The organism is Pseudomonas sp. PLB05, assembly GCF_021106615.1.
Classification (GTDB): Bacteria; Pseudomonadota; Gammaproteobacteria; order Pseudomonadales; family Pseudomonadaceae; genus Chryseomonas; species Chryseomonas benzopyrenica.
Genome location: NZ_JAJOHO010000001.1, coordinates 556338 through 582853 on the forward strand (window position 1 = coordinate 556338; position 26516 = coordinate 582853).

The window sequence follows — 26516 nt, forward strand, 5'->3', positions numbered from 1 at the left end:
ATGACGCAACTGGATTTCACTGGCAAGCGCGTCTGGGTGACCGGCGCCGGGCAGGGCATCGGCTTGCAGGTGGCGCGGCGCTTTCAGGCAGCGGGCGCCGAGGTGGTCGGCCTTGACCGGCACTTCGCCGAGAGCAGCTATCCGTTCCGCACCCAGCTGCTGGATGTCGCCGACGCGGCCCAGGTCGAGACTGTTTGCCAGTCCCTGCTGGCCGAGGAGCGCCGGCTGGACGTGCTGGTCAATGGCGCTGGCGTGCTGCGTCTGGGCACCAGCGACAGCCTGAGCCTGGACGACTGGCAGGCACTGCTGGACGTCAATGTCTCCGGCCCCTTTTATCTGTTCCGCCAGCTGGTGCCGCTGTTCAAGGCCCAGGGCCAGGGCGCCATCGTCAACATCGCCTCCAACGCCGCCCATGTGCCGCGCCTGCAGATGGCCGGCTACTGCACCTCCAAGGCGGCGCTGGTGTCGCTGAGCCACTGCGTGGCCCTGGAACTGGCGGGCTCGGGCGTGCGCTGTAACGTGGTCTCGCCGGGTTCCACGGCGACCCCCATGCTGGCCGGCATGCTCGGCTCGCCCGAGGGCTATCAGCGCCTGGTGGACGGCCTGCCGGAAGACTTCAAGCTGGGCATCCCGCTGCGCAAGATCGCCCAGCCCGACGAGATCGCCAACACCGTGCTGTTCCTTGCCTCGGACCTGGCCAGCCATATCACCATGCAGGATATCGTGGTGGACGGCGGCGCAACCCTGGCAGCGTGAGTGCTTTTCGTAGGTTGGGTTGAGCGTGAGCGAAGCCCAACATCCCTATCAAACGAATCGCGGCCATGGGCCGCTCCTACGGTTCTGTAGGAGCGGCCCATGGCCGCGCTAGGTATCACTGAAGGGCTTCGTTAACGAAGCCGTTCCACTCAACCCGCCACCAGCACCCGAATGGCTTCCAGACGCAGCGAAGCCTTGTCCAGGTAGGTCAGGCCTTCTTCGCGCTGCTGGCGCAAGCGGTCGATCTCGTCCTGGCGGACGCTGGAGTTGACCGCGCGTAGGGCTTCCAGGCGGCCGATCTCCTCGTCCATGCCAGAGAGGTACGCCTGGCGTGCTTTGGCGACGCGCTCCTCGTGGCGCGGCAGGGCCTTGCCTTCGCCGCCGCCGATCAGCTTGGCCAGGGAGTCGCGCTGGGCCTGGACGAACTTGTTGGCGCTGGTGCGTGGCACGCTTTCTAACTGATCGTTGAGGGTCTCGAAGGCCACCCGGGCGGCCAGGTCGTTACCGTTGGCGTCCAGCAGGCAGCGAATCGCCAGCGGCGGCAGGTAGCGACCCAGTTGCAGGGCACGCGGCGCCACCGCCTCGCTGATGTAGATCAGTTCCAGCAGCACGGTGCCCGGCTTGAGCGCCTTGTTCTTGATCAGCGCCACGGCGGTGTTGCCCATGGAGCCGGACATCACCAGGTCCATGCCGCCCTGGGCCATGGGGTGTTCCCAGGTCAGGAATTGCATGTCCTCGCGAACCAGGGCCACGTTGCGATCGTAGGTGATGGTCACGCCTTCGTCGTCGCCCAGGGGGAAACCGGCGTCGAGCATCTTCTCGCTGGGCTTGAGGATCAGGGCGTTGTCGGAGTGGTCCTCGCTGTCGATGCCGAAGGCGTTGAACAGCTCTTCCATGTACATGGGCAGGGCGAACTGATCATCCTGCTCGAGGATGTCCTCGACCAGCTGCTCGCCGGCACCGGCGCCGGAGGAATTGAGCTCCAGCAGGCGGTCACGACCGTTGTGCAGCTCGGTTTCCAGCGCGGCGCGCGCCTGGGCCCCCTGTTCCAGCAACGCCTGCCAGGTGGCGTCGTCACCACCCGCCAGTTGCTCGTCCAGCTCGCTGGCGAAGCGCGCCTGCAGGGCGCTGCCGGTGGGCGAAGTGGCCAGGAAGGCGTTGAGCGCCTGGTGGTACCACTGGAACTGGCGTTCCTGGCGGCTGCCTTCGAGGTAGGGTACGTGCAGCTGGATGGTGTGACGCTGGCCGATCCGGTCGAGACGGCCGATGCGCTGCTCCAGCAGGTCCGGGTGGGCCGGCAGATCGAACAGCACCAGGTGGTGGGCGAACTGGAAGTTGCGGCCTTCACTGCCGATCTCGGAGCAGATCAGCACCTGGGCGCCGAATTCCTCGTCGGCGAAGTAGGCGGCGGCGCGGTCGCGTTCGAGGATGCTCATGCCTTCGTGGAAGGTCGTGGCGGGAATGCCGGACTTCAGCCGCAGGGCGTCTTCCAGATCCAGAGCGGTTTCCATGCGCGCGCAGATGACCAGCACCTTGTGCGGCTTGAGCGCCTTGAGGGTATCGATCAGCCACTCGACGCGGCCGTCGTGGCGCCACCAGCGGTCGTTGTCGTCCTCCGGGGCGAATTCGGTTTCCGGTTGCAGCGACTGGCCGGGCATGACGCCCTCGTCCAGGTAGGCATCCGGGAAGGGCAGGGCATGGGCGTGCAGCTCGCGCTCGGGGAAACCCTTGACCGCGGCGCGGGTGTTGCGGAACAGCACGCGACCGGTGCCGTGGCGATCCAGCAGCTCGCGCACCAGGCGGGCGCGGGCCTCGGCATCGCCGGCTGCAGCCGCCCCCAGCAGGGTCTCGCCTTCCTGGCCGAGGAAGCCACCTATGGCGTCCTGGGCAGCCGGGCTAAGGGCGCCGGCATCGAGCAGTTCCTGTACCGCTTCGGCCACCGGGCGGTAGTGCTGGGACTCCTGCTGGAAGGCGGCGAAGTCATGGAAGCGGCTGGGGTCGAGCAGGCGTAGACGGGCGAAGTGGCTGTCCTGGCCCAGTTGTTCGGGGGTCGCGGTCAGCAGCAGCACGCCGGGAATGACCTCGCCCAGTTGTTCGACCAGGCTGTATTCGCGGCTGGCGCCCTCGGGGTGCCAGACCAGGTGATGGGCTTCGTCGACCACCAGCAGGTCCCAGCCGGCGGCGAAGGCGGCATCCTGGGCCTTTTCGTCGCGCACCAGCCAGTCCAGGGAGACCAAGGCGAGCTGGGCATCCTCGAAGGGATTGCCGTCTTCGCTGGCCATGAAGCGCTCGGCGTCAAACAGCGCGACTTCCAGGTTGAAGCGGCGGCGCATCTCCACCAGCCACTGGTGCTGGAGATTTTCCGGGACCAGGATCAGCACGCGGCTGGCGCGACCGCTGAGCAGCTGGCGATGGATCACCAGGCCGGCTTCGATGGTCTTGCCCAAGCCCACCTCGTCGGCCAGCAGGACGCGCGGCGCGACGCGGTCGGCCACGCTGCGGGCGATGTGCAGCTGGTGCGGGATCGGCTGGGCGCGGGTGCCGCCGAGGCCCCAGAGGCTGGACTGCAACAGACGGTTGCGGTGCTCGTGGGTGTGGTAGCGCAGGCCGAACCAGGGCAGGGGATCGATCTGCCCGGCGAACAGGCGGTCGCTGGCCAGGCGGAACTGGATGAAGTTCGACAGCTGGGCCTCGGGCACGCTGCGTGCCTCGCGCTCCGCGGTGAAGCCGTGGTAGGTCAGCAGGCCGTCCGCTTCGGAGACCTCGCGGACGGTGAGCTTCCAGCCCTCGAAATGGGTCACCTCGTCGCCCGGGGCGAAGCGCACCCGGGTCAAGGGCGCATTGCGCTGAGCATACTGGCGCGTCTCACCGGTGGCTGGATAGAGCACCGTGAGCAGGCGGCCGTCCAGGGCCAGGATGGTTCCCAGGCCCAGTTCGGCCTCGCTGTCACTGATCCAGCGTTGTCCCGGTTGATGTGACGCCATGTAGAAGCCTCTCCCCTGCTATCAAAAAGCCGGCTATTTTAGCCAAAGCGGAGTCATAAGCCCAACCTGCTGTTTGCCGCAGGCCGCTAAATTCGAGGTGCCCGTCATGATCCCCATCATTCCACCCCTTGGCGTGACCCCACCGAACCAGTTGGACCCGGCCCCGGTACGCCCACCCGTGGCCCCGGTGGCGCCCGTGGAACCGGCGGCCGAGACGGCCCATGCGCCCCTGGAAGACGAAGCCACCCTGGATCGCGAGGCGCGTCGTCGCCGTCGGCAGCGCGAGGCCCTGCGCCAGGGCCTCGGCGCCGAACGCGCCCAGGCCTTGGAAGAGCCGGAGCAGGTGGGCGTCCAGGTGGACCTGCGGGTCTAGCCCATGGTCGAGCACCTGGAGCTGCAAGACGCCGAGCTGGCCTTCTACCCGCAGTGGCTACCTGTGGAACAAGCCGACGCCTGGTTGCAGCAGCTGGAGGACGAAACCCCCTGGAGCCAGCCGCAGGTGCGGGTCTTCGGGCGCTGGCACCCGGTGCCGCGGCAGGTGGCCTGGTACGCCGATCCCGGCGTGGTCTACGGCTATGCGGGCCTGGATCATGCCGCCTTGCCCTGGACGCCGCTGTTGCAGCGGATTCGCGACGCCGTCGCGGCGGCCTGTGGTCAGGCCTTCAACGGCGTGCTGCTCAACCGCTATCGCGACGGCCAGGATTCCATGGGCTGGCACAGCGATGACGAGGCCAGTCTCGGCGCCAATCCGCTTATCGCCTCGCTCAATCTCGGGGCCGCGCGGCGCTTCGATTTCCGTCGCAAGGGCAGCAGCCGCATCGGCCATTCCCTGGAACTCGGTCACGGCAGCCTGCTGGTCATGGGCGGCGCGACCCAGCATTATTGGCAGCACCAGATCGCCAAGACCCGCAAAGCCAGCGGGGTGCGGCTGAATCTCACCTTTCGCCGGATAGCCCCATGAGCGACGACAGCAATCTCATCGACTTCACCACCGAGCGCGGCAAGCGCATCCACGACCTCAAGGAGCGTCGCCTGCAGGAGGTGCGCTCGGCCTTCGAGCAGGCCCTGCCGCTGGCTGCAGCCAAGAAGAAAAAGCGCAAGCCGAAGAAGAAATAGCGGCACTACCGTTCGTCGGGATTGTCCCTTGAAATTTTTTGGGGAATTCCTATCTAGGTTCGTGCGGGATGCCGAAGTCGGGTCCCGCAAGCAACAACGAAACTTGCTGAACCTATCAGGAGATTCACCATGAGCAATGTACTGTCCCTGGCCCCGCTGTTCCGTCATTCCGTTGGCTTCGACCGGTTCAACGACCTGTTCGAATCCGCTCTGCGCAACGACGCTGGCAGCTCCTATCCGCCCTACAACGTCGAGAAGCACGGTGACGACCAGTATCGCATCGTGATCGCCGCCGCCGGTCTCCAGGAAGATGACCTGGACATCGAAGTCGAGCGTGGCGTGCTCACCGTCAAGGGTGGCCGGCGCGAAAACAGCGCCGAGAGCGTGACCTTCCTGCATCAGGGCATCGCCCAGCGCGCCTTCAAGCTGTCCTTCCGCCTCGCCGACCATATCGAGGTGAAGGGTGCCGATCTCAAGCATGGCCTGCTGAGCATCGAGCTGGTGCGGGTGATCCCGGAAGAAGCCAAGCCCAAGCGCATCGCCATCTCCGGCCAGCGCCCGGCCCTGGACAACTGATCGTCAGGCGTCCTGCCCGAAAGCCCCAGCCCTGAGCTGGGGCTTTTTCGTTTCTGGCCGCTGCGCTAGCAGCTGTGGCCGAAGAGCTCCAGCAGCACTCCACGCAACCAGCGATTGCCGGCCTCCTGGTGATAGCGCGCGTGCCAGTGCTGCCTGACCGCGAAGCCCTCGATCGGCACCGGGCATTCATGGACCTTGAGACCGTAGGTGGCCGCCAGGGTGGTGCCGATGTGCCGGGGCAGGGTGACGATGAGGTCGGAGCTGCCCACCACTGCGCCAACCCCCAGAAAGCCCGGTAGCTCCAGCACGATGCGGCGCTGCACTCCGGCTCTGACCAGCCCCGCTTCCAGCAGCTTCTGCCCGGTGCCAGCACTGACCAGCACATGGCCCTCTTCGGCGTAGGCCGTGGCCGTCAAGCGCTCGCCGAGGCGTGAATGGCGGGCGCTGACCAGGCAGACCCAGTCCTGGGGAAACAGCAGTTGCTGATAGAGGCTGCCGCCCAGCCAGGGAATGAAGCCGATCGCCAGGTCGGCTTCGCCGATCTCCAGGGCCTGTTCGGTATTGCCGTCGATCCGGGCGACCTCAAGGCGTACCCCGGGCGCCACCTCCCGCAGCTGCGCCAATATCCGTGGCAGCAGGGTGATGTGGCTGGCATCGCTCAGGCAGAGGCGGAACAGCCGCTGGGCGGTGGCGGGCTCGAAGGCGACCTCCCAGGCCACCAGCCGACGCAGGGATTCGAGCACTTCCCGACAGGGCGTGATCAGGGCTTCGGCTTGGGGCGTGGGCTTCATGCCGCCCGGTGTGCGCACGAACAGCGGATCACGCAATTGCTGCCGCAGCTTGCCGAGCCAAAGGCTGATGGTGGGCTGGCTCTGGCCCAGTTGCTCGGCGGCCCGGGTCACGCTGCCGGTGCGATAGAGCACCTCGAACAGCATCAACAGCTTGGGTTCGGGCAGGCCGTCCGTAGGCAGCATTATCAGAATTCCTGATGGGTGGATTGAGGTCTTTGTATAGCTCAATAGGGGCCGTGGGCCTAGGGTTAGGGCGAAAACAAGGAGTCCTCTCCCATGAAGATCTGCATCCTCGGGGCCGGTGCGCTGGGCAGCACCTTTGGTACCTGGTTGAGCGAGGCGGGGCACGAGACCTGGCTGCTCAACCGCCCCAATGCCCATATCGAGACGGTTATCCGCGACGGCCTGGACATCGAGACCGCCGCTGGCAGGCGCCGGGTTCAGGTGCGGGCAGCGGTCAGTGCCGAGGCGGTCGGGGTAGTGGATCTGGTGGTGGTGCTGGTCAAGTCCTTCGCCACCACCGCGGCCATGAGCCAGGCCCAGGCGCTGGTCGGTCCCCACACCCTGGTGCTGTCGCTGCAGAACGGCCTCGGCCATGAAGAATTGTTGGCCGAGATCGTCGGCCAGCAGCGGGTGATCGCCGGCAAGACCTATGTCGGCGGCGTGCTGCTCGGCCCCGGGCGGATCCGTAGCGGGGTGGCGGGCAAGCGCACGCTCATCGGCGAACTCGACGGTCAGCTCTCGGCACGCGTCCAGGCCGTTGCCGCCGTCTTCGAGGACGCCGGGCTGGCCACCACGGTCAGCAGCAACATCCGCGGCACCCTCTGGGACAAGTTGCTGGTCAACGTCGCCACCGGTGCCCTGACCGGCATCACCCAACTCACCTATGGCCAGCTCTACAGCGAGCCGCAGCTGCGCGACACCGCCTTGCAGGCGGTCGCCGAGGCCATCGCGGTGGCGCGCGCGGCCGGCGTCGAGCTCGGCCTGCGCGAGCCGCAGGCGGCCTGGGAGCTGGCGCGCGAAGGCTTGCCGCCGTCCTTCAAGACCTCCCTGCTGCAGAGCTTGCAGAAGGGCTCCATCACCGAAATCGACTTCATCAACGGCGCGGTGGTGCGGCTCGGCCAGCAGTACCGCGTGCCCACGCCGGTCAACGCCACCCTGGTCGCCTGCATCAAGGGCATCGAGCGCGCCCTGGCCGATCGACAACAAGAGGACCCCAAACCATGAGCATTCCCAAGGCCTATCTGGAACACGTGGCCATCTGGGTGAAGGACATCCACTGGCACATCCGCTTCTTCCATGAGGTGTTCGGCATGACCCTGCGCGAGGTGCAGGGCCCGGTCGAGGCGCCCAGCCAGTACTGGACGCTGGGCGGGATGCAATTCATGAGCAAGCCGGACTTCGCAGGCCCGGAAGGGCGCCTGGGCCATCTGGGGCTGATGTGCGAGGACCTCGACGCTGCCCTGGCCGCCGCCCGGCGCTTCGAGGGAGTGGAGCAGTTGCCCCAGGGCCCCAACTGGTTGCGCCTGCCCGATGGCCTGGCGCTGGAATTCATCCAGGCCGTGCCGGCCCGCGCCGTGCACGACGCCCTGGCCGTCAACGCCCGTCAAGCCGAGTGACAGCGACCATGACCGTACCGGAAAAGTATTTCGAGGACGCCCGAGAAGGTGACGAGGCGATCACGCCGACCTACCAGGTCACCAAGGAACGCATCCTGGCCTATGCCGACCTCACCGGCGACCACACCCCGGTCCACGTCGACGAGGCCTATGCCAATGCCAGTCACTTCGGCGGCCTGGTTGCCCACGGGCTGATGGGATTGTCCATCGCCGACGGCCTCAAGACCCAGTGCGACTACCGCTTCCTGCCGGGGATGTCGCTGGGCTGGACCTGGGACTTCCTGCTGCCGATCCGCGTCGGCGACGAATTGCACGTCAGGGTACGCGTGGGCGCCATGCGCCCGAGCAAGAGCAAGCCGGGCTGGGGCATCGTGGTGCTGCCGTCGGAACTGATCAACCAGAAGGGCGAGGTCGTCCAGCGCGGCGAGCACCGGCTGATGGTGCCGCGGCGGGAGGGGGCGCTATGAACCAGCCACTGCCGCTGCAAGGCCTGAGGGTCATCGATTACAGCCACTTCCTCGCCGGCCCCTATGTGGGGCGCTGCCTGGCGGCGCTCGGCGCCGAGGTGATCAAGGTGGAGCGGCCCGGCAGCGGCGATGCCGGTCGCCAGCACGCCTTCGTCCTAGATGACCAGCAGAGCGGCTACTTCCTGCAACTCAACATGGGCAAGCAGGGCGTCAGCGTCAACATGAAGGACCCGCGCGGCAAGGCCTTCATGCAGCAGCTCTGCGACAGCGCCGACGTCTTCATCGAGAACTACCGGCCCGGCGCCCTGGACAGGCTCGGCCTGGGTTACGCGGAGCTTTCGGCGCGCAATCCGCGGTTGGTGTATTGCTCGATCTCGGCCTACGGCCATACCGGTCCCGACGCCCATCGCGCCGGCTTCGGCCTGATCGCCGAGGCCAAGAGCGGCATCATGCAGATGGTCGGCACGCCGGGCGAGGCGCCGCCGCTGCTGCGCATCTCCCTGGGCGACATGTACACCGGCGCCCACGCGGTGGCCGCCATCAATGCGGCGCTGCTGGGACGGGTCACGAGCGGGCGCGGCCAGCACATCGACATGGCGCTGTACGACACCCTGGTATCGATGCACGAATACGCGGTGCAGTGCTACACCCTGTCCGGCGGCGAGATCCTGCCGCAGCAGACCGGTCATGACATGCCCACCTCGACCCTCTATGGCGTGTTTCGCGCCCAGGACGGCGACCTGGTGATCGCCGCCCAGGTGGACGAATCCTGGAAGCGCTTCGCCGCCCTGGTCGAGCAGGACGCGGACCAGCCGGGCTTTGGCAGCGACCTGCGCTTCCATACCTCCACCGGCCGCAATGCCCATCGCGAAGCCATCCTGCCCATCGTCAAGGCCTGGGTGGCAGCCAATCCGGTGGCGCGGCTGTTGGCGCTGCTCGATGAGATCGACGTGCCCTGCGCCAAGGTGCAGCGCATCGACGAGGTGATCGAGGATCCGCAGATCAAGGCGCGCGGCATGATCCAGGAACAGCAGCACCCGCGCTTCGGCACCCTGCGTATGCCCAATCTGCCGTTCCGCTTTTCCGGGTGCGACACCACCATCCAGCAGGTGGCGCCGGATCTCGGCGAGCACAATGTCGCCGTGGCCCAGAGCCTGGGCTACAGCGCGGAAGAGATCGCCCGGCTGCAGGCCGAGGGCGTGTTGTTCAGCCAGGAGCCCTGCGCATGACCGACCACTACGCGGTGATCGGCCGCCCGATCAACCACACCAAGTCGCCGCTGATCCATAGCCTGTTCGCCGCCACCACCGGGCAAGACCTGGAATACGGCGCCATCGAGGGCTCGCCGGAGGACTTCGCCGGCGACGTGCAGCGCTTTCGCGCCCAGGGCGGGCAGGGCCTGAACGTGACCGCGCCGTTCAAGCTGCAGGCCTTCCAGCTGGCCACCGAGTCCAGCGAGAGGGCACGTCTGGCCCGGGCGGCCAATACGCTGAAGTTCGAGGGCGAGCAGGTGCTGGCGGAGAACTTCGATGGCATCGGCCTGCTGCGCGACATCGAGGTCAACCTCGGCCAGCCCCTGGCTGGCAAGCGGGTGCTGTTGCTGGGCGCCGGTGGTGCGGTGCGTGGCGCCTTATTGCCCTTGCTCGCGGCGAAGCCGACGGAGCTGGTGCTGGTCAATCGCGACGGGCAAAAGGCGACGGCGCTCGCCCAGGAAATCGACCATCCGCTGCTCAGCCTAAAGAGCTACGCAGCGTTGGAAGGGGAGACATTCGATCTGGTGATCAATGCCACCTCCGCCAGTCTGGTCGGCGAACTGCCGTCGGTGCCGGCCGGCGTCTTCGCCCAGGCCGCGCTGGCCTACGAGCTGGCCTATGGCAAGGGGCTGACGCCTTTCCTGCGTCTCGCCCGCGAGCAAGGCGTGGCGCAGCTGGCGGACGGCGTGGGCATGCTGGTGGAACAGGCTGCCGAAGCCTTCGCCTGGTGGCGCGGCGTGCGCCCCGAGACCCGGCCGGTCATCGACCAGCTGACCCTTCCCCTGACCTGAGCGGACCCATGAAGATCCTGATGCTGCACGGTATCAACCACAACATGTTCGGCAAGCGCGATCCGCTGCAGTACGGCACCGTGACCCTGGCCGAGATCGACGCCAGGCTAACGGCCCTGGGTGCTGAACTGGGCGTCGAGGTGGAAAGCTTCCAGAGCAACCACGAAGGGGCGATGGTGGAGCGCATCCATCGGGGCTATGAGGAGGGCGTCGACGCGGTACTGATCAACGCCGGCGCCTGGACCCATTACAGCTACGGCATCCGCGACGCCCTGGCGATCCTCACCGTGCCGGTGGTGGAGCTGCACATGTCCAACATCCATGCGCGGGAAGGCTTCCGGCATCACTCGGTATTCGCCGAGATCGTCCTGGGGCAGATCGCCGGCTTCGGCGTGGACAGCTACCTGCTGGCGCTGCGCGCGGCGGTGAGCGCGGCCCAGGCGCGTAAAGCCTGAGCCGCCGACCCTCACCCCGACCCTCTCCCACAGGGAGAGGGGGGGGGCTCCCACGCACGTTGGGCGGGCGATGTTGGGCTTCGCTGCGCTCAGCCCAACCTACGAAAGCACATCGGCGTAGGTTGGGTTGAGGCGGCTCCATCGCTGAAGCCCAACAGGTGCGCAACGATGGGGTAGAAGTCGCATAGCGTCTTCCACCGGCAGGCCTGTCACGCTCCAGAATCGTGGGGACAACATTCGCCGTGGAGGCAGACGGGCTATCGCGGCCATGGGCCGCTCCTACAGTGTAGGAGCGGCCCATGGCCGCGATAAATCCGGGTAGGGAGGCGCACGTTTTCCTGAACATGAGAGCCAAATTGCTATCCTCTGCCGGCACCTGCCCACAGCAGGGTTCCTATGCCGCCCTCTACGGTGAACCCCGCCTTGGCATAGAGCCGTTGGGCGTGATGTTCGCTTTCCGCCACGATCACGAAGGCGTCCACGTGATGTCGTTGGTGCCGAAGCACCGTGCCGAGCAAGGCCTGGCAGAGTCCGCGCCGACGCCAGTCCACCCGCGTGGTAACCGCTTGGAACCGGCCCAGTCGGCCCAGGCGATAGAGGCCAAGATAGGCCAGCAGCCGCTGCTCGCCATCGAATACACCCCACCAGTCGCCCAGGCCGCTGTCGCTCAGTGATCGATAGCGTCGCGCTTGGTAATCCAGATAGCGCCGGTGCGCTTCTGGATGTTCCGCGCCCGGAGTCACCTCTGCCTGGAGCTCACGCCAATGTTGCCAATCGTCGGGGTGTTGGAAGGTTCTGACGTGAAGTCCTTCAGGCAGGACCGAGGCGGGCTGCGGGGCATCGGCGGCCAGACGCATCCAGACCAGGCGCTGATAATCGTAGCCGCAAGGCAGGTCCGCCGGTGGCTCCTTGCCCTGCGGCTCTGGCCAGACGAAAGCACGATGCCCCAGGGGCTGTGGGCTGCCGAGCAGCTGCTCGAAGTCCGCGGACCAGGCCAACACCTGCTGGGCAGTCGGGCGCTGATCCAGCAGGAGGTAGTTGCCGAAGTAGTAGTCAGGGCAGTCCGGTGTGAGCACTCCTACCTGATGCTCGCCATAGCTGAGGCAGGTATCGGGCGCCAATTGCAGCTGGGTGAGGAGTCCTGCGTTGGCGCGAATGGAGGCAGTGAGTCGCAACGGATTCACGGGCATTCGTCGTCCTCTCGTGGTGACATCGCCTCACCCGAATGCGGCCCCAACTCCCGCTCAGGGCAGTCCCGCCACTGCTTATCCCCAAGACTCTCGGTGTATTCCGGATGCAGCGGATAGTGCAGCCGATTGTCCGCCCGGCTGGTATCGCCCACCACCAGCAGCTCCACCGGCTCCGCGGTCTCATTGATGAAGGTATGGGCGACGCCGTCGCCGGCCTTGAAGCCCACGCCGTCCCTCGGCTTGAGCCGGTGGGCGTGACCGTCGATCCAGGCGGTGGGGTGGCCGGCGATCACATAGATGAATTCGTCCTCGGTGGCCTCGGCATGGGGCCTCGAGGTGCGGCGGCCGGGTGGCAGCCATTCATGATGGATACCCAAGCGGGCGAAGCCGAAGTGGCGGCCGAAGGCGGCGCCTAGGGAAAAGCGTTCGTCACTGTCGGGATAGCCCGGACCGTCGGGGGCCTGGAGCTGGGACCAGTGGACGATCTTGTCGAAATCTTTCCGGGATTGCATGGGGTGCTGCGCCTCGCGGGAAAATAGCTCAAGCTTGGTCGTTTAGGCGGACATCACCGCCCAGATCTCTTTCGGTAGCGGAACGCGATGCCCAGACTGTCCAGACACCTTCTCGCGCTGTCGACCCTCGTGCTGCTTGGGGGTTGCTCACCCGCTGATACGCCGATCAACAGCCCCTATCGCGCCGGGGCGGAGGGCCAGAATACCCTCTATACCGCCTTTACCACCCGCTCGCCGAAATACTTGGATCCCGCCAGCTCCTATTCCGGCGACGAGACCAATTTCACCTACAACATCTATGAGCCGCTCTATGGCTATCACTATTTCAAGCGGCCCTATGAGTTGATCCCCCGCGGCGCGGAGCGGGTGGTCGCACCCTATTACCTGGACGCTCAGGGCCGGCGCCTGCCGGACGATGCGCCGCCGGCGCAGATCGCCCAGAGCGTCTATGAAATTCCCATCCGCCGCGACGCCCGCTATGCGCCCCATCCGGCCTTTGCCCGCGATGCCCAGGGCCACTACCGCTATTTCCCGATCACGCCCGAGGACCTGGCCGACCGCTACCAGATTCCCGCCTTTCCCGAGACCGGCAGCCGCGCCGTCACCGCCGCCGACTACGCCTATGGCCTGCGCCGCCTGGCCAGTCCGCGGCTGGTGTCACCCAGCTACGCCATCTTCGCCGAGCACCTGGTAGGGATGCAGGCCTTTGGCGACGGCCTGCGCGCCGCCGACAAGGCCCTGCGCGCCAGCCTGCCCAAGGGCGCACCGCTACCCTGGCTCGACCTGCGTCAGGGCGAGCTGCCCGGCGTGGAGGTGCTGGACGACCACACCCTGCGCCTGCGGGTGATCGGCAAGTACCCCCAGTTCAACTACTGGCTGGCCATGACCTTCGCCGCGCCGGTGCCCTGGGAGGCGGAGCGCTTCTACAGCCAGCCGGGTATGGCCGAACACAATCTCAGCCTGAACAGTTGGCCGGTGGGCAGCGGGCCCTATCGTCTCGCCGAATCCATCCCCAATCGCCGCCATGTGCTGGAGCGCAATCCCAACTACCGCGCCGATCCCTATCCCTGCGAGGGCGAGGCCGAGGATCGCGAGCAGGGCCGGCTGGACGACTGCGGCAAGCCCATGCCACTGATCGATCGGGCGGTGTTCAGCCTGGAAAAGGAAGGGGTGCCGCTGATGGGCAAGTTCATCCAGGGCTATTACGACGCTCCGCAGATCGAGCGCGGCGAATACGGCGTGGCCTTGCGCACCCGCGCCGGCGACTCGCTCGACTCCGCCGAGCTCTATCGCGAACGTGGCCTAAAGTTGCCCACCGCGGTGGAGGCCTCCAACTGGTACCTGGGTTTCAACTGGCTGGATCCGGTGGTGGGGCAGGGCGCCACGCCCGAGCAGCAGGCGCGCAATCGCAAGTTGCGCCAGGCGCTGTCCATCGCCTTCGACTGGGAGAGCTACATCACCGTCTTTCTCAACGGTAACGGCCTGGTTGCCAACGGCCCGCTGCCGCCGGGCGTGCTGGGCTATGAAGCGCCGCCGGCCGGCACCAATCCCGTGGTCTATCGGTTGGTGGACGGCAAGCCCGAGCGGCGGCCCATCGAGGAAGCCAAGCGGTTGCTCGCCGAAGCCGGCTATCCCGATGGCCGCGACGCCAGGAGCGGGCGACCGCTGATCCTGCAATACGATGCCCAGACCAGTGGCGACAGCGCCATGTTCGACTGGATGCGCCAGCAGACCGCCAAGCTGGGCATCCAGCTGGAGCTGCGCGGCTCGGACTACAACAGATTCCAGGACAAGATGCGCAAGGGTGCGGCGCAGATCTTCTTCTGGGGCTGGAACGCCGACTATCCCGACGCCGAGAACTTTCTCTTTCTCTTCTATGGTCCCCAGGGCAAGGCCAAGCATGGGGGCGAGAATGCCGGCAACTACAGCAATCCCGAATTCGACCGGCTGTTCGAGCAGATGAAGAGTCTCGACGACGGCCCGGAAAAGGTGGCGTTGATCCGGCGCATGGTCGCCATCGTGCAACAGGACGCGCCCTGGCTGTTCGGCTGGAATCCCCTGTCTGGTGGCGCCTACCACCAGTGGGTCTACAACGCCAAGCCGACCCAGATGGTGCGTGACCAGCTGCGCTACCTGCGCCTGGACCCGGCCCTGCGCGAGCGCAAGGTGTTGGAGTGGAACCAGCCGGTGCTCTGGCCGCTGTGGTTGCTGCTGGGCATGGCCCTGCTGCTGGTCTGGCCGGCCTGGCGCATCCTCAAGCGCCGCGAGCGGCAGACCGCCTTTGGCGACTCGGCAGGGGAGGAGCGGCCATGATCGGCTATCTGCTGCGACGCCTGGCCTATGGCGTGCTGATCCTCATCGGGGTGAATCTGCTGACCTTCGTGCTGTTCTTCACCGTCAACACCCCGGACGACATGGCGCGCCTGGCCATCGGCGGCAAGTACGTCACCGCCGACGCCATCGCGGACTGGAAGGCGGAGCACGGCTACGACAAGCCACTGCTGATTAATACCACCCTTGAAGGCGTCGAGCGATTCACCGATACGCTCTTCTTCAAACGGTCGGTCAGTCTGCTGGTGTTCGATTTCGGCACCGCCGACAACGGACGCGACATCGGCCGGGAGATCGCCGAGCGCGCCGGACCAAGCCTGGCGCTGGCGCTGCCGACCTTTGTCCTCGGTTTGCTGGCCAGCGTCGGTTTCGCCCTGCTGCTGGTGTTCTTTCGCGCCACCCGGCTGGACTTCTGGGGCGTGGTGCTCTGTGTGGTGCTGCTGTCGATCTCCTCGCTGTTCTACATCATCGCCGGCCAGTGGCTGTTCGCGAAGATCCTGCGGCTGGTGCCCTATTCGGGCTATGAAGAGGGCTGGAATCTGTTGCGCTTCCTGGCGCTGCCGGTGGTGGTGGCGGTGATTTCCGGCCTGGGCAGCCAGGCGCGCTTCTATCGCGCGCTGTTTCTCGAAGAGATCGGCAAGGACTATGTGCGCACCGCCCGCGCCAAGGGCCTGGCCGAGCGCCAGGTGCTCTTGCGCCATGTACTGCGCAATGCGGCACTGCCGATCCTTACCGGGGTGGTCTCGGCCATTCCGCTGCTGATCATGGGCAGCCTGATCGCCGAATCCTTCTTTGGCATCCCGGGCCTGGGCAGCTACACCATAGACGCCATCAACGGCCAGGATTTCGCCGTGGTCCGCACCATGGTGTTCCTGGGGTCGGTGCTCTACATCGTCGGCCTGATCCTGGCGGACCTGTCCTACACCCTCGCCGATCCGCGCGTTCGCTTCAGGTAGCCGTCATGCCGAAATTCGTCTTGCTCTGGACCGACCTCGCCCTTTACCTGCTGGTGGCCGGCAGCCTGTTCTATGCCTGGCGTGCGCGTCGCCAGCCGGCGCTGCGCGCCAGTTGGCGACGGGTGCTGCAGGATGCCCCGGCGATGAGCGCGGCCGTGGTGCTGGCCAGCTTCGTCGCCATTGCCCTGCTGGATTCGGTGCACTACCGGCCGCAGTTGCCGGCCGCGCCCGGTGCCACGGCGCCGATCTATTCGCCCACGGTGCTCTCCGCCCTCGATGGCCTGCTGGCCGACACCAGCCTGACCCAGCGCGAAAAGACCTATTCCGCGCCCCTGGCCACCCACCAGTTCACCAAGGAAACCCTGGGCACCAGCGCCGATGGCCAGCCGCTGCGCGACTTCCCGCGCCTCAAGCACGCCGGCACCGCCCTGGGCGATCCCGCCCGCGAATGGCGTGGCGACGTGCTCCGGCGCCTGGGGCTGGGCCTGCTCGGTGGTCTGGTGTTGGCCCTGGCCACCGCGGCCCTGGTGACGGCGCGGCTGCGCGAAGGGGGCAGCTTCGCCGCGCGTACCGGACTCATCCTGCGCGGCCATACCGCCACGCCCTGGCGCGCTATCCTGCTGACCTGGCTGGGCGTCTGCCTGGTGGCCGGCAGCGTGATCGCCCTGGCCAGCGGCTATCACGTGCTGGGCACCGACAGTACCGGCAACGACGTCCTCTACCAGTCGCTCAAGAGCATCCGCACCGCCTTCGTCATCGGCAGCCTGACCACCCTGGCCATGCTGCCGCCGGCGATCGTTTTCGGCCTGGCCGCCGGCTACTTCAAGGGCCGGGTGGACGACGTCATCACCTATCTCTATACCACCCTGACCTCCATTCCCGGGGTGCTGCTGGTGGCGGCCTGTGTGCTGATGATGCAGGTGTTCATCGACCGCCACCCGGAGCTGTTCGACACCGGTGCGGCGCGCGCCGACCTCCGGTTGTTCATGCTCTGCCTGATCCTCGGCCTCACCGGTTGGGCCGGGCTCTGCCGGCTGCTGCGCGCCGAGGCGCTCAAGCTACGCGAGCTGGAATACGTCCAGGCGGCGCGCGCCTTCGGCGTCTCCCATTTCACCATCCTGCGTCGGCACCTGCTGCCTAATGTCTTCTACCTGGTGCTCATCACCCTGACCCTGGAATTCTCCAGCCTGGTGCTCTACGAAGCGGTGCTGTCCTACCTGGGGATCGGCGTGGACCCGACCATGAATTCCTTTGGCTCTATGATCAACGACGCCCGCACCGAGATGTCCCGTACCCCCATGATCTGGTGGAATCTGCTCAGCGCCTTCGCCTTCATGCTGGCCCTGGTGCTGGCCGCCAATCTGTTCGCCGATGCCGTGCGCGACGCCTTCGATCCACGCAGTCGCCGGCTGAGGTCCGCCTGGCTCAGACGCCGACCCGGCCAGGGCGAGGTGCAGCCATGACGCCGGTGCTGGAAATCCGCGACCTGGAGATCCTGGTCGAAGGCGAGGAGGGCACGCGCCAGGCGGTCAGCCGGCTGGGGTTGGCCATCGCCCGCGGCGAGACCTTCGCCCTGGTCGGAGAATCGGGCAGCGGCAAGAGCGTCACCGCGCTGTCCTTGCTGCGCCTGTTGCCGCCTTCGCTGGGCATCACCCGCGGCGTGGCGCTGCTGGCCGGCACCGACCTGCATCGCCTGCCGGAGCGCCGCCTGCGCGAATTGCGCGGCCGGCGCGTCGGCACCATCTTCCAGGAACCCGCCACCAGCCTGAATCCGGTCATGCGCATCGGCGAGCAGATCGAAGAGACCCTGCGCGCCCATACCGAGCTGCGCGGCGGCGCCGCGAGAGCCCGGGTGGTGGACTGGCTGCGCCGAGTCGGCATTCCCGAGCCGGAGCGGCGGATCGACGACTATCCCTTCCAATTCTCCGGTGGCCAGAAGCAGCGCATCATGATTGCCCTGGCGCTGGCGGCCGAGCCGGACCTGCTGATCGCCGACGAGCCCACCACGGCGCTGGACGTCACCGTCCAGGCGCAGATCCTGACCCTGCTGGCCGACATCCAGCGCGAGCTGGGCATGGCCATCCTGCTCATCACCCATGACCTGGCAGTGGTACGCCAGGTGGCCGACCATGTGGCCCTGATGCGCCATGGCGCGATCGTCGAGAGCGCCCCGGCGGCGGAGTTCTTCCAGGCGCCCCGGCATCCCTATGCCCGCGAGCTGTCCGCTGCCATTCCCACCTTCGCCAAACGCGGCCAGACCCTTGCCGGTAGCCCACGCACCCTGCCCGAGCGCCAGCCGGGCGACCGCTTGCTGGAGGTGCGCGACCTGGCCGTGCACTATCCGATCCGCCGCGGCGCCTGGGGCCGGACCCGCGACTGGGTCAAGGCGGTGGACGGCGTGAGCTTCGACCTGCACGCCGGCGAGACCTTGGCGCTGATGGGCGAATCCGGCTGCGGCAAGACCACCACCGGCAAGGCCCTGCTGCGGCTGCTGGACGGCCCGCGCATCGGCGGCAGCGCATGCCTCGGCGGCGAGGAACTGCTCACGGCCGACCGCCGTACCCTGCAGCGCCTGCGCCGGCGGATCCAGATCGTCTTCCAGGATCCCTTCGCCTCGCTGGATCCGCGCATGCGCATCGGCGCCACCCTGGAGCAGGGGCTACTGGCGCTACGCTCCGAGCTGGACGCCGCCGAGCGCCAGCGCCGCGCCGCGGCCCTGGTGGAGCGCGTCGGCCTGCCCGGCGATACCCTGCAGCGCTTTCCCCATGAATTCTCCGGCGGCCAGCGCCAGCGCATCGCCATCGCCCGGGCGCTGATCGTCGAGCCGCAGGTACTGGTCTGCGACGAACCCACCTCGGCACTGGACGTCTCGGTACAGGCGCAGATCCTCGACCTGCTGCGCGAACTCCAGGCGGAGAGGGGCCTGGCCTATCTCTTCATCACCCATAACTTCGGCGTGGTCGAGTACCTGGCCGATCGCATCGCGGTCATGGACGGCGGACGTATCGTCGAACAGGGCGGCGCCGAGCAGGTGCTGCGCGCGCCCGCTCACGCCATGACCCAACGCTTGCTGGCCGCGGTGCCACGGCTGGATTTCGGACCCACGCCATGAACTTTCCGCCCCGTATCGCCCTGGCCGACTTCGAGCTGGTGTGGCCGCAACCGCGCCTGGCAGAGGCCTTCGCCGAGGCGCTGAACTGGAGCTATGCCGAGCATCGCCGCTTCCTCGGCTGGGCCCGGGAGCACACCACGGTCGCCCAGGCACGCGACAGCCTGCTCGCGGCCCGCGGCGCCTTCATCCTGGCCCAGGGCGAGAAGCGCTACTTTCTGGTGCGCGGTGACGAGGTGCTCGGCTGCCTGGGACTCACGCCGCTGGAGGGTGGCCGTCGCTACGAGGTCGGCTACTGGGTGCACAGCCGTCACGCGGGGCAGGGCCATATGACCGCGGCGCTGCGCCACTTCGTCGAAGGGCGCGGCGCCGCGGGGCTCTATCTCACCACCTCGGCGGCCAATGCCGCCAGCCAGCGGCTGGCCGAGCGGGTCGGCTTTCGTCGCATCCGGGTGCTGGAGAACGATCGTGAGGGACCCGAGGGTGGACGCTGCGCCACCTGGGTCTACGAGTTGCCGCCGGAGACGAAGCGATGACCGCTCTGAGCATTCCGCTGCAGTATCCACCCCGCTTCGCCGTGACCGAGGCGGTGGAGCTGATCGACCTGACCCTGGCCGATCCCGCCGCGGTAGCCGACTACTATCGGCGCAATCGCCAGCATCTGGCGCTGTCGATGCCACGGCGCTCCGATGGCTTCTATACCCTGGCCCAGTGGCAGGGGCAGGCGGCCGCCTATCGTGCCGGTGGACCGGGTCTGAGCGATTTGCGCCTGGTCCTGCGGGCGGGGCCGCTGGTCATCGGTACGGTCAATTTCAGTCAGATATTCCGGGGTGGTTTCCAGGCCTGCTACCTGGGCTACGGCCTGGATGAAGCCTGGCAGGGACGCGGGCTGATGCGCAATGCCGTCCGCCTGAGCCGCGATTTCGTCATCGCCGAGCTGGGCCTGAATCGCATCATGGCCAACCATCTGCCGGACAACCTGCGCAGCGCTCATCTGCTCCAGAGCCTCGGCTTCGAGCGCGAGGGCCTGGCGCGGCGCTACCTGGAGATCGACGGGGTCTGGCGGGATCACGTGCTGACCAGCTATGTGCGTCCCGCCCCCTGAACGACGAAACCGGCGGATCGATCCGCCGGGTCCTGGTTCAGACGCGTGCCGCGGTGACCGCCGCCGAGCCCCAGGTGGTGCGCCAGCGGCGCTTGACGCTGAGCAGGCCGAACCAAGCGAGTACGCCGAGGGCGGCGAACAGCCAGAGGCCCAGCTGATAGTCGCCGGTGGCCTGCTTGACCGCGCCCAGGCCGGCGGTGAGGGCGAAGCCACCGATGCCGCCCGCCATGCCGATCAGCCCGGTCATGACGCCGATTTCCTTGCGGAAGCGCTGGGGCACCAGCTGGAATACCGCGCCGTTGCCGGCGCCCAGGCTCAGCATGGCCACCACGAACAGGGCCAGGGCGGCCATGGCGCTGGGCAGGTGGAAGCCCACCGCGGCGATGCAGATGGCCGCCACGGTGTACATGCCGAGCAGGGCGCGGATACCGCCGATACGGTCGGCCAGGGCGCCGCCCAGGGGCCGCATCAGGCTGCCACCGAAGACGCAGGCGGCGGTGTAGTAGCCAGCCATCAGCGGATCCAGACTGTACTGGTCGTGGAAGTAGCCGGGCAGGGTGCTGGCGAGGCCGAGGAAGCCACCAAAGGTCACGCTGTAGAAGAACATGAACCACCAGCTGTCCCGGTCGTTCAGAGCGCGACCGTAGTCCGCCAGCTTCTTCGGCGCCGGACGTTCCGGCGCGTTGCGGGCGCAGAGCACGAAGACCACCAAGGTCAGGATCAACGGGATCAGCGCGAAGCCGAACACGTTGGTCCAGCCAAAGGCCTTGGCCAGCGCCGGGGCGAAAAGGGCGGCGAACACCGTGCCGGAGTTGCCGGCACCGGCGATGCCCAGCGCCTTGCCCTGATGCTGCGGCGGATACCACTGCGACGCCAGCGGCAGGGCCACGGCGAAAGAGGCCCCAGCGAAACCGAGGAACAGCCCCAGCAGCAGGGTCTGCTCATAACTGTGTACGCCGTGCAGCCAGGCCACCAGCAGGGCGAGAATCACCACCACCTGGCCGATGATGCCCGCGGTCTTGGGCGACAGCCGATCGGCGACAAAGCCCAGGATCAGCCGCAGGACCGCGCCCGCGAGGATGGGGGTGGCAACCATCATGCTGCGCTGCTGGGTGGTCAGTTGCAGGTCGGTGGCGATCTGCACGGCCATGGGGCCGAGCACGTACCAGACCATGAAGCTCAGGTCGAAGTAGAGGAAGGCGGCGAACAGGGTCGGCGCATGGCCGGCTTTCCAGAAACTGGGACTCATGGAGGCACCTCGGGCACGTCACGGGCATGAAAAAGGCGCCAGTCCCCCTTGCCCGTTGCCGGGAGGTGAACTGACGCCTTTGTCGGTAAGGTGACCGCCGTTGGCCACCGCTATCCGGGTCTTTGCAAGAGCGAAGCCAAGTCGTCCGAGCCCTGGCCAGATCGCGCCTGGGAGGATCGGGGGTGGGTATCAGGGGTAGGTTGCCGCCCAAAGATTGGGCGTTGCTCCAGACCTTCGCCCTTTATTGGCGCTCTACAGCGCCGTGCCATGGTCGCGACCGTCGATGTAGGTAGGGTTGAGCGGCGCGAAGCCCAACAGTGCCGCTGGCTCATGGCACTGTTGGGCTTCGACGATAGCGTCGTCTCAACCCAACCTACGATCCGCCGCTGTTACTTCGCGTACTTGGTCTGCAGCGCCTTGGCTTCCTGGAGGTGGTGCTCCAGCTTCGGCAGGGTCTTCTCGGCGAAGGCCTTGAGCGCGGCGTCATCGCCGGTCTTGGCTTCGTTACGGAAGATCTCGATGGTCTGCTCGTGGGCCACGACCTGATTGTTGGCGTAGGAGCGATCGAAGGAGTCGTCACGCACCTGCAGGATCATGGCCTTGGCCTTGTCCATCAGCTCGGCGTCGGTGGAGACCTTCAGCTTCTTCTCCTGGGCCAGACTCTTGAGTTGCTCGTTGGCCTTGGTGTGGTCGTCGATCATGCTCTGGGCGAAGGTCTTGATGTCCTGGGACTTGCTCTTTTCCAGGGCCAGCTTACCTGCTTCGATCTCGGCGATGCCCTTGGCCGAGGCGTCGTCGACGAATTCGGCCGGAGACAGCTTGTCAGCGGCCTGGGCCAGACCGGCACCGGCAGCCAGCAGGATGGCGAGGGACAGGCTGGAGGCTTTCTTCAGCATGGGCGTCATGGACGTGCTCCTGATTTTCTTGGGCAGTTAGGGAAGGGCATCACCGCAGGGCAGTGAAGGCGCCTGCAAAATGGGACCTGCCTAAAAAGTCATACGTTCCCTGGAAAACGCTGCGAAGCCACATCAGGTGCGGCTTACGCTTGAGCGAAACGCTTCGTAGGCGTCGAAATCGAAGCGCGTCGCCGAGACGATCTGGCTCTGTTTCAAGGTCAGGTAGATGTCCTTGCCCTTGTCCGCGTAGTGGGTGGTGAAGGTCACCCAGAGTTTGTCCTTGTCGCGGTAGCCGCTCATGATCGGCTTGATGCAGACGTCCTGGTCGGCCCCTTGCGTTTCGCTCGGTTCGCCCAGGGTGGTGATGCGGCCGACGTACACCTTGCGCTCTTCCAGGGTCAGCATCAGCGTCTCCCGGTTGATCGAGGCGGTCATCAGCAGATCGTCCAGCGGACTGTCCTTGAGGATGCCGGCCAGGATGAAGGTGCGGTAGTTGTCCTCGGTGAGACCGTACTTGCGCTTGATGGTCCAGCGCGCCAGTGCGGCCCAGGCCGTGGGGATGAGCAGGGCGGTCACCGTTACCAGCAGGATCCAGGCGGCCTGCAGCGGATCGTCCAGGGTAGCGGTGCGGCGCAACAGCTCGGCGAGACCGGTGAAATAGTCGAGGGAAAAGGTCCACCTGCCCAGCGACCAGCTACGTCCCTGCAGCAATTGGGCGATGCCCAGGTGCAGGACCACCGCGAGCAGGGTGCAGAACAGACCGAAGCGGGCGCTCTGCAGATAGAGGTACTGGCCCTCGTAGCGATGCAGGCGATAGAAGTACAACGGATGCTTGTGGCAGACGAGAAATCCGCTGACCAGGATCGGCAGGAGCAGCAGCAGGAACATCAGCGGGTGATGAGCCGCCGGGCGCGGTCCAGGTCTTCCTTGAATTCGGGGGAGTCGAAGACCTCCGCCGGATCAATGCGCAGGGTGCCGCGGCCGACCACGCGCATGGACTTGTAGGAGTTGTTGATGCTTGCGGCCAGCTTGAGATCGTCCGCCGAGGGCGATTTGAGCAGGTTGAACAGGCCTTTCAGCATGACGATATCCCGAGAGTGCACTAGGCGCTTATAGCTTGGAACACCAGAACCGGCAAGGATTCGCCGCGCCGCCGGTCGACGGCGCGGCGCGGGCTCAGGCCGGTTCGACCCCGGTTCTACGCGTGGCTGCCTTGGGCAGCAGGCCGTCGGCGCGGAACATCTGCTTGATGCCGCGCACTGCCTGGCGGATGCGGTCCTGGTTCTCGATCAGGGCGAAGCGCACATGGTCGTCGCCATAGTCGCCAAAACCCAGGCCCGGCGAGACGCAGACCTTGGCCTCGGCGAGGAGCTTCTTGGCGAACTCCAGCGAACCCAGCTTGGCGTAGGGCTCGGGAATCTTGGCCCAGACATACATGGAGGCCTTGGGATTCTCCACCATCCAACCGGCCTCATGCAGGCCGCGCACCAGGACATCGCGGCGCTGCTGGTATTGCTGAGCGATGTCGCGCACGCACTGCTGGTCGCCTTCCAGGGCGGCGATGGCCGCCACCTGCAGCGGGGTGAAGGTGCCGTAATCGTGGTAGCTCTTGATCCGCGCCAGGGCGGCGACCAGCTCGGGGTTGCCGACCATGAAGCCGATCCGCCAGCCGGCCATGTTGTAGCTCTTGGACAGGGTGAAGAATTCCACCGCGATGTCCTTGGCGCCTGGCACCTGCATGATGGAAGGCGCCTGCCAGCCGTCGAAGACGATGTCGGCATAGGCCAGGTCGTGCACCACCAGCACGTTGTAGCGCTTGGCCAGTTCCACCACACGCTCGAAGAAGTCCAGCTCCACGCACTGGGCGGTGGGGTTGGAAGGAAAGCCGAGGATCATCATCTTTGGCTTGGGAATGCTCTCGCGAATGGCCCGCTCCAGCTCGGCGAAGAAGTCCATGCCCTGCACCAGAGGCACCGAGCGCACCTGGGCGCCAGCGATCACCGCGCCGTAGATGTGGATCGGATAGCTGGGATTGGGCACCAGCACGGTGTCGCCGGCGTCCAGGGTGGCCAGCATCAGGTGCGCCAGGCCTTCCTTGGAGCCAATGGTGACGATGGCTTCGCTGTCGGCATCGATTTCCACCTGGTAACGGTCGCGGTACCAATGGGAGATGGCGCGACGCAGGCGGGGAATGCCCTTGGAGCTGGAATAGCCGTGGGTGTCTTCGCGCTGGGCGACCTGGCAGAGCTTCTCGACGATGTGCGGCGGGGTAGGGCCGTCGGGATTGCCCATGGACAGGTCGATGATGTCCTCGCCCCGACGGCGCGCGGCCATCTTGAGTTCGGCGGTGATGTTGAAGACATAGGGGGGCAGGCGATCGATGCGCGCAAAGCGGCGCACGGGACTGGAATCAGTCATGCGTTCCTCGAAGTACGTAAGCGCCCGGAACCGTCCGAGCGACGTGGGTCACGGGAGGTGACCTGCAGCGGACATTAGCCGCAGGCCGCTGCGCTTGTCGAGGACTTTGTCCGCTCCAGACGCACCAGGGGCCGCAGCGCCTCCAGCCGCGCGTCGATCAGGGGCGTGAGCAGGGCATAGCAGCCTTCCGGGCTGAGCCTGACCTGGGGCGTGTCCAGCACCTCCTTGTTCAGGCGCTCCAGGGCCTGGGCCAGCGCGGGTTCCAGCGGGCCGTTGAGCAATTGCTCGCAGAGGTATTGCAGGCGTACCCGCAACTCCAGGGGGCAGCGCGAATGCCCGGCCGCTCTTACGCCGATGCCGCGGATCAGCCCCAGATTCTCGATGGCCTGGCAGTGCTCGACCAGTGACGGCCGCTGGGGATGCAGCGCTCTCAGGCGCAGTTCCAGCAGCCGCCAGCGCTGCAGCAGGCATTCGATCAGTTGGCAGTGGGCCTCCAGATCGGTCGGTGCCTGACGCACCTCCTGCCAGCGCCGGTACTGACCGTCGTCGTCCCATAGCTGCCACAGCGGCTCCAGGCGCTGGTGCAGGGCCGTGCGGCGCTGCTGCGCCTCACGGCTGGTCTGGCCGCCAAGTCCGCGGTGTTGCTGGATGCCCTGCAGCAGATCGAGACCTACCTGCAGACCCAGAATCAGTTCCTGGCTGGCGTCCTGGTCTCGCCGACGCTCGAGCAGATTCCAGCCGACCACCCATCCGGCGGACAGAGTGGCGGCGGTGAGCAGCGTACCCAGCATCGTCATGGCTGCACCCGCCTGGTCAGCTTGCGCAGATAGGCGGTGAGGCCATGCAGGGCTTCGCGCTGTTCGGCGTAGGCCTGGGCGCCGAGATGCAGCTGGTGCAATTGTTCACTCAGCGCATGGTTGGCCTGGCCATGTTCGGCCAGCGCCTGGCGCATCTGGCCCAGTTGTTCGAGATTGCGTTGACTGCGCTGGGCAATGGCATCCAGCTCCTTGGCCAGACCTGCGCAGCGGTGCTGCTGTTGGCCCAGCAGACCCTCGTGTTCGTCGACCTGGCTGGCGACCTGACGGATGGCGGCGACGATGGTGCCGGTGACGTCGGTGATGCTACGGGTCGCCTGATCGGTGGCCTGGGCGAGATGCCGCACCTCCTCGGCGACCACCGCGAAGCCGCGGCCCTGCTCGCCCGCCCGTGCGGCCTCGATGGAGGCGTTGAGCGCCAGCAACTGAGTTTGCCGGGCCAGTTGCTGGATGGCCACCACGGCCTGTTCCACGTGCTGGGTGCCGCTGAGCAGGGTGCCTACGGTGGTCGCGGTAGCGTCCAGGCTGTGGCGGATGGAGGCCATGCCCTCACCCAGCTGGCCGGCACTGGCATGGCCGGCGAGGCTTTGTTCGTGGCTGTCAGCGAAGGCCTCACCGGCGGCCTCGGCGAGGCCGCGAATGCTGGCCAGGGTACGTTCGATTTCCTCGGCCGCGGCGGCGATCATGGCGATGCCGCGCGCCTGCTCGTCGCCCTGATGGCGGGACTCTTCGCTCAGCTGGCCCAGGGCCTGACCAGCGTAGTCCGTCTCGCTGCGGATGCGCTCGCTACGTTCCAGCCGTTCGGCCGCGGCGACCAGCAGGGCGGCAGGATCGATGTCGGCCGGTGTCTCTAGCAGCCGGGCAAGTTCGACGTGCCAGAAGCACTGTTGACGGTGATGCTGGTGCAGCGCCAGGTGGAAGCGCCAAGCCAGCAGCAGCAACAGCCCGAGGCTGCCGACCGCGGCGCTGGTCTGCGCGTTGCCTGCCAGCAGGGTCGACAGGATCGCCAACAGTACGCCACCCCCCATGCCCATGGCGAGCCTTGAAGGCAGGGTGGTAGCGGAGGGCGGATGCCGATCGAGAGCGGTGGACGAGGCGCGGGCAAAGGAGGGTGCGGTCATGACGAC

Annotated in this window: 28 protein-coding genes; 17 read left to right on the forward strand and 11 right to left on the reverse strand. The window is 66.7% G+C overall.

What is annotated here, in order from left to right; translation table 11 throughout:
- Entirely contained in the window at window positions 1-756 is a 756-nt protein-coding gene (gene dhbA / locus LRS53_RS02620) for a 2,3-dihydro-2,3-dihydroxybenzoate dehydrogenase (RefSeq protein WP_017642150.1), read from the forward strand.
- A 149-nt stretch (window positions 757-905) separates the two neighbouring features.
- Here the strand turns inward: dhbA and rapA are convergent, their stop codons facing one another.
- Window positions 906-3740 carry an RNA polymerase-associated protein RapA gene (gene rapA, locus LRS53_RS02625; protein ID WP_231354836.1) on the reverse strand — a complete coding sequence of 945 codons (2835 nt, stop codon included), beginning with the start codon at window positions 3738-3740 and terminating at the stop codon, window positions 906-908.
- A 106-nt stretch (window positions 3741-3846) separates the two neighbouring features.
- Here rapA and LRS53_RS02630 point away from each other — a divergent pair, with 106 nt between their 5' ends.
- The 4 genes from LRS53_RS02630 to LRS53_RS02645 all read left to right on the forward strand — a co-directional run bounded on the left by LRS53_RS02630 (window position 3847) and on the right by LRS53_RS02645 (window position 5432).
- The gene (locus tag LRS53_RS02630) at window positions 3847-4113 is read left to right on the forward strand and encodes a hypothetical protein (protein WP_017642152.1); all 267 of its coding nucleotides are present in this window, start codon (window positions 3847-3849) and stop codon (window positions 4111-4113) included.
- Window positions 4114-4116: 3 nt separating this feature from the next.
- Entirely contained in the window at window positions 4117-4701 is a 585-nt protein-coding gene (locus tag LRS53_RS02635; protein ID WP_231354837.1) for an alpha-ketoglutarate-dependent dioxygenase AlkB family protein, read from the forward strand.
- Window positions 4698-4856: a hypothetical protein gene (locus tag LRS53_RS02640; RefSeq protein WP_017642154.1), complete on the forward strand. Its 159-nt coding sequence runs from the start codon at window positions 4698-4700 to the stop codon at window positions 4854-4856. The genes LRS53_RS02635 and LRS53_RS02640 overlap by 4 nt, the downstream gene beginning before the upstream one ends.
- 129 nt (window positions 4857-4985) lie before the next feature.
- Window positions 4986-5432 (forward strand): Hsp20 family protein, encoded by a 447-nt coding sequence (locus tag LRS53_RS02645; protein ID WP_017642155.1) that lies wholly within the window; start codon window positions 4986-4988, stop codon window positions 5430-5432.
- Window positions 5433-5497: 65 nt separating this feature from the next.
- Here the strand turns inward: LRS53_RS02645 and LRS53_RS02650 are convergent, their stop codons facing one another.
- Entirely contained in the window at window positions 5498-6406 is a 909-nt protein-coding gene (locus LRS53_RS02650; protein WP_231354838.1) for a LysR family transcriptional regulator, read from the reverse strand.
- 93 nt (window positions 6407-6499) lie between these two features.
- Between LRS53_RS02650 and LRS53_RS02655 the strand changes: the two genes are divergently transcribed.
- From LRS53_RS02655 to aroQ, 6 genes are read left to right on the forward strand one after another with little or no spacing between them, the layout of a single operon-like run.
- Window positions 6500-7450 carry a ketopantoate reductase family protein gene (locus LRS53_RS02655; RefSeq protein WP_231354839.1) on the forward strand — a complete coding sequence of 317 codons (951 nt, stop codon included), beginning with the start codon at window positions 6500-6502 and terminating at the stop codon, window positions 7448-7450.
- The gene (locus LRS53_RS02660) at window positions 7447-7842 is read left to right on the forward strand and encodes a VOC family protein (RefSeq protein WP_017642158.1); all 396 of its coding nucleotides are present in this window, start codon (window positions 7447-7449) and stop codon (window positions 7840-7842) included. The genes LRS53_RS02655 and LRS53_RS02660 overlap by 4 nt, the downstream gene beginning before the upstream one ends.
- Window positions 7843-7850: 8 nt before the next feature.
- A complete protein-coding gene (locus LRS53_RS02665) occupies window positions 7851-8309 on the forward strand; it encodes a MaoC family dehydratase (RefSeq protein WP_231354840.1) in 459 nt (152 codons plus the stop codon).
- Window positions 8306-9538: a CaiB/BaiF CoA transferase family protein gene (locus LRS53_RS02670; RefSeq protein WP_231354841.1), complete on the forward strand. Its 1233-nt coding sequence runs from the start codon at window positions 8306-8308 to the stop codon at window positions 9536-9538. The genes LRS53_RS02665 and LRS53_RS02670 overlap by 4 nt, the downstream gene beginning before the upstream one ends.
- Window positions 9535-10353: a shikimate dehydrogenase gene (aroE, locus tag LRS53_RS02675; RefSeq protein ID WP_184286884.1), complete on the forward strand. Its 819-nt coding sequence runs from the start codon at window positions 9535-9537 to the stop codon at window positions 10351-10353. The genes LRS53_RS02670 and aroE overlap by 4 nt, the downstream gene beginning before the upstream one ends.
- An 8-nt stretch (window positions 10354-10361) precedes the next feature.
- Window positions 10362-10808, forward strand: coding sequence for a type II 3-dehydroquinate dehydratase (gene aroQ, locus LRS53_RS02680; protein ID WP_231354842.1), 447 nt, complete (start codon window positions 10362-10364; stop codon window positions 10806-10808).
- 359 nt (window positions 10809-11167) lie between these two features.
- Here aroQ and LRS53_RS02685 read toward each other — a convergent pair whose 3' ends face one another.
- Window positions 11168-11992 (reverse strand): GNAT family N-acetyltransferase, encoded by an 825-nt coding sequence (locus tag LRS53_RS02685; RefSeq protein WP_231354843.1) that lies wholly within the window; start codon window positions 11990-11992, stop codon window positions 11168-11170.
- A complete protein-coding gene (locus tag LRS53_RS02690) occupies window positions 11989-12510 on the reverse strand; it encodes a cupin domain-containing protein (protein ID WP_231354844.1) in 522 nt (173 codons plus the stop codon). The genes LRS53_RS02685 and LRS53_RS02690 overlap by 4 nt, the downstream gene beginning before the upstream one ends.
- An 87-nt stretch (window positions 12511-12597) precedes the next feature.
- Here LRS53_RS02690 and LRS53_RS02695 point away from each other — a divergent pair, with 87 nt between their 5' ends.
- From LRS53_RS02695 to LRS53_RS02720, 6 genes are read left to right on the forward strand one after another with little or no spacing between them, the layout of a single operon-like run.
- Window positions 12598-14823 carry an ABC transporter substrate-binding protein gene (locus LRS53_RS02695; RefSeq protein WP_231354845.1) on the forward strand — a complete coding sequence of 742 codons (2226 nt, stop codon included), beginning with the start codon at window positions 12598-12600 and terminating at the stop codon, window positions 14821-14823.
- The gene (locus LRS53_RS02700) at window positions 14820-15797 is read left to right on the forward strand and encodes an ABC transporter permease (RefSeq protein WP_231354846.1); all 978 of its coding nucleotides are present in this window, start codon (window positions 14820-14822) and stop codon (window positions 15795-15797) included. The genes LRS53_RS02695 and LRS53_RS02700 overlap by 4 nt, the downstream gene beginning before the upstream one ends.
- 5 nt (window positions 15798-15802) lie before the next feature.
- Window positions 15803-17260, forward strand: coding sequence for an ABC transporter permease (locus LRS53_RS02705; RefSeq protein WP_231354847.1), 1458 nt, complete (start codon window positions 15803-15805; stop codon window positions 17258-17260).
- Window positions 17257-18909 (forward strand): ABC transporter ATP-binding protein, encoded by a 1653-nt coding sequence (locus tag LRS53_RS02710; protein ID WP_231354848.1) that lies wholly within the window; start codon window positions 17257-17259, stop codon window positions 18907-18909. The genes LRS53_RS02705 and LRS53_RS02710 overlap by 4 nt, the downstream gene beginning before the upstream one ends.
- On the forward strand, window positions 18906-19442 hold the full coding sequence (locus LRS53_RS02715; RefSeq protein ID WP_231354849.1) for a GNAT family N-acetyltransferase: 537 nt from the start codon (window positions 18906-18908) through the stop codon (window positions 19440-19442). The genes LRS53_RS02710 and LRS53_RS02715 overlap by 4 nt, the downstream gene beginning before the upstream one ends.
- On the forward strand, window positions 19439-20011 hold the full coding sequence (locus LRS53_RS02720; RefSeq protein ID WP_231354850.1) for a GNAT family N-acetyltransferase: 573 nt from the start codon (window positions 19439-19441) through the stop codon (window positions 20009-20011). The genes LRS53_RS02715 and LRS53_RS02720 overlap by 4 nt, the downstream gene beginning before the upstream one ends.
- 37 nt (window positions 20012-20048) lie before the next feature.
- Here the strand turns inward: LRS53_RS02720 and LRS53_RS02725 are convergent, their stop codons facing one another.
- From LRS53_RS02725 to LRS53_RS02755, 7 genes are all read right to left on the reverse strand, one after another.
- Window positions 20049-21260, reverse strand: coding sequence for an MFS transporter (locus LRS53_RS02725; RefSeq protein ID WP_064308266.1), 1212 nt, complete (start codon window positions 21258-21260; stop codon window positions 20049-20051).
- Window positions 21261-21649: 389 nt separating this feature from the next.
- Entirely contained in the window at window positions 21650-22165 is a 516-nt protein-coding gene (locus LRS53_RS02730) for a DUF4142 domain-containing protein (protein ID WP_064308265.1), read from the reverse strand.
- Between the two features lie 123 nt (window positions 22166-22288).
- Complete coding sequence (locus tag LRS53_RS02735) at window positions 22289-23044, reverse strand: hypothetical protein (RefSeq protein WP_231354851.1); 756 nt, start codon at window positions 23042-23044, stop codon at window positions 22289-22291.
- Window positions 23044-23238 (reverse strand): hypothetical protein, encoded by a 195-nt coding sequence (locus LRS53_RS02740; protein WP_064308263.1) that lies wholly within the window; start codon window positions 23236-23238, stop codon window positions 23044-23046. The genes LRS53_RS02735 and LRS53_RS02740 overlap by 1 nt, the downstream gene beginning before the upstream one ends.
- Window positions 23239-23332: 94 nt before the next feature.
- The gene (alaC, locus tag LRS53_RS02745; RefSeq protein WP_231354852.1) at window positions 23333-24574 is read right to left on the reverse strand and encodes an alanine transaminase; all 1242 of its coding nucleotides are present in this window, start codon (window positions 24572-24574) and stop codon (window positions 23333-23335) included.
- A 74-nt stretch (window positions 24575-24648) separates the two neighbouring features.
- Window positions 24649-25371, reverse strand: coding sequence for a hypothetical protein (locus tag LRS53_RS02750; protein WP_231354853.1), 723 nt, complete (start codon window positions 25369-25371; stop codon window positions 24649-24651).
- Window positions 25368-26510 (reverse strand): methyl-accepting chemotaxis protein, encoded by a 1143-nt coding sequence (locus LRS53_RS02755; protein WP_231354854.1) that lies wholly within the window; start codon window positions 26508-26510, stop codon window positions 25368-25370. Before LRS53_RS02755 ends, LRS53_RS02750 begins: the two co-directional genes overlap by 4 nt.
- Window positions 26511-26516 lie beyond the last annotated feature (6 nt).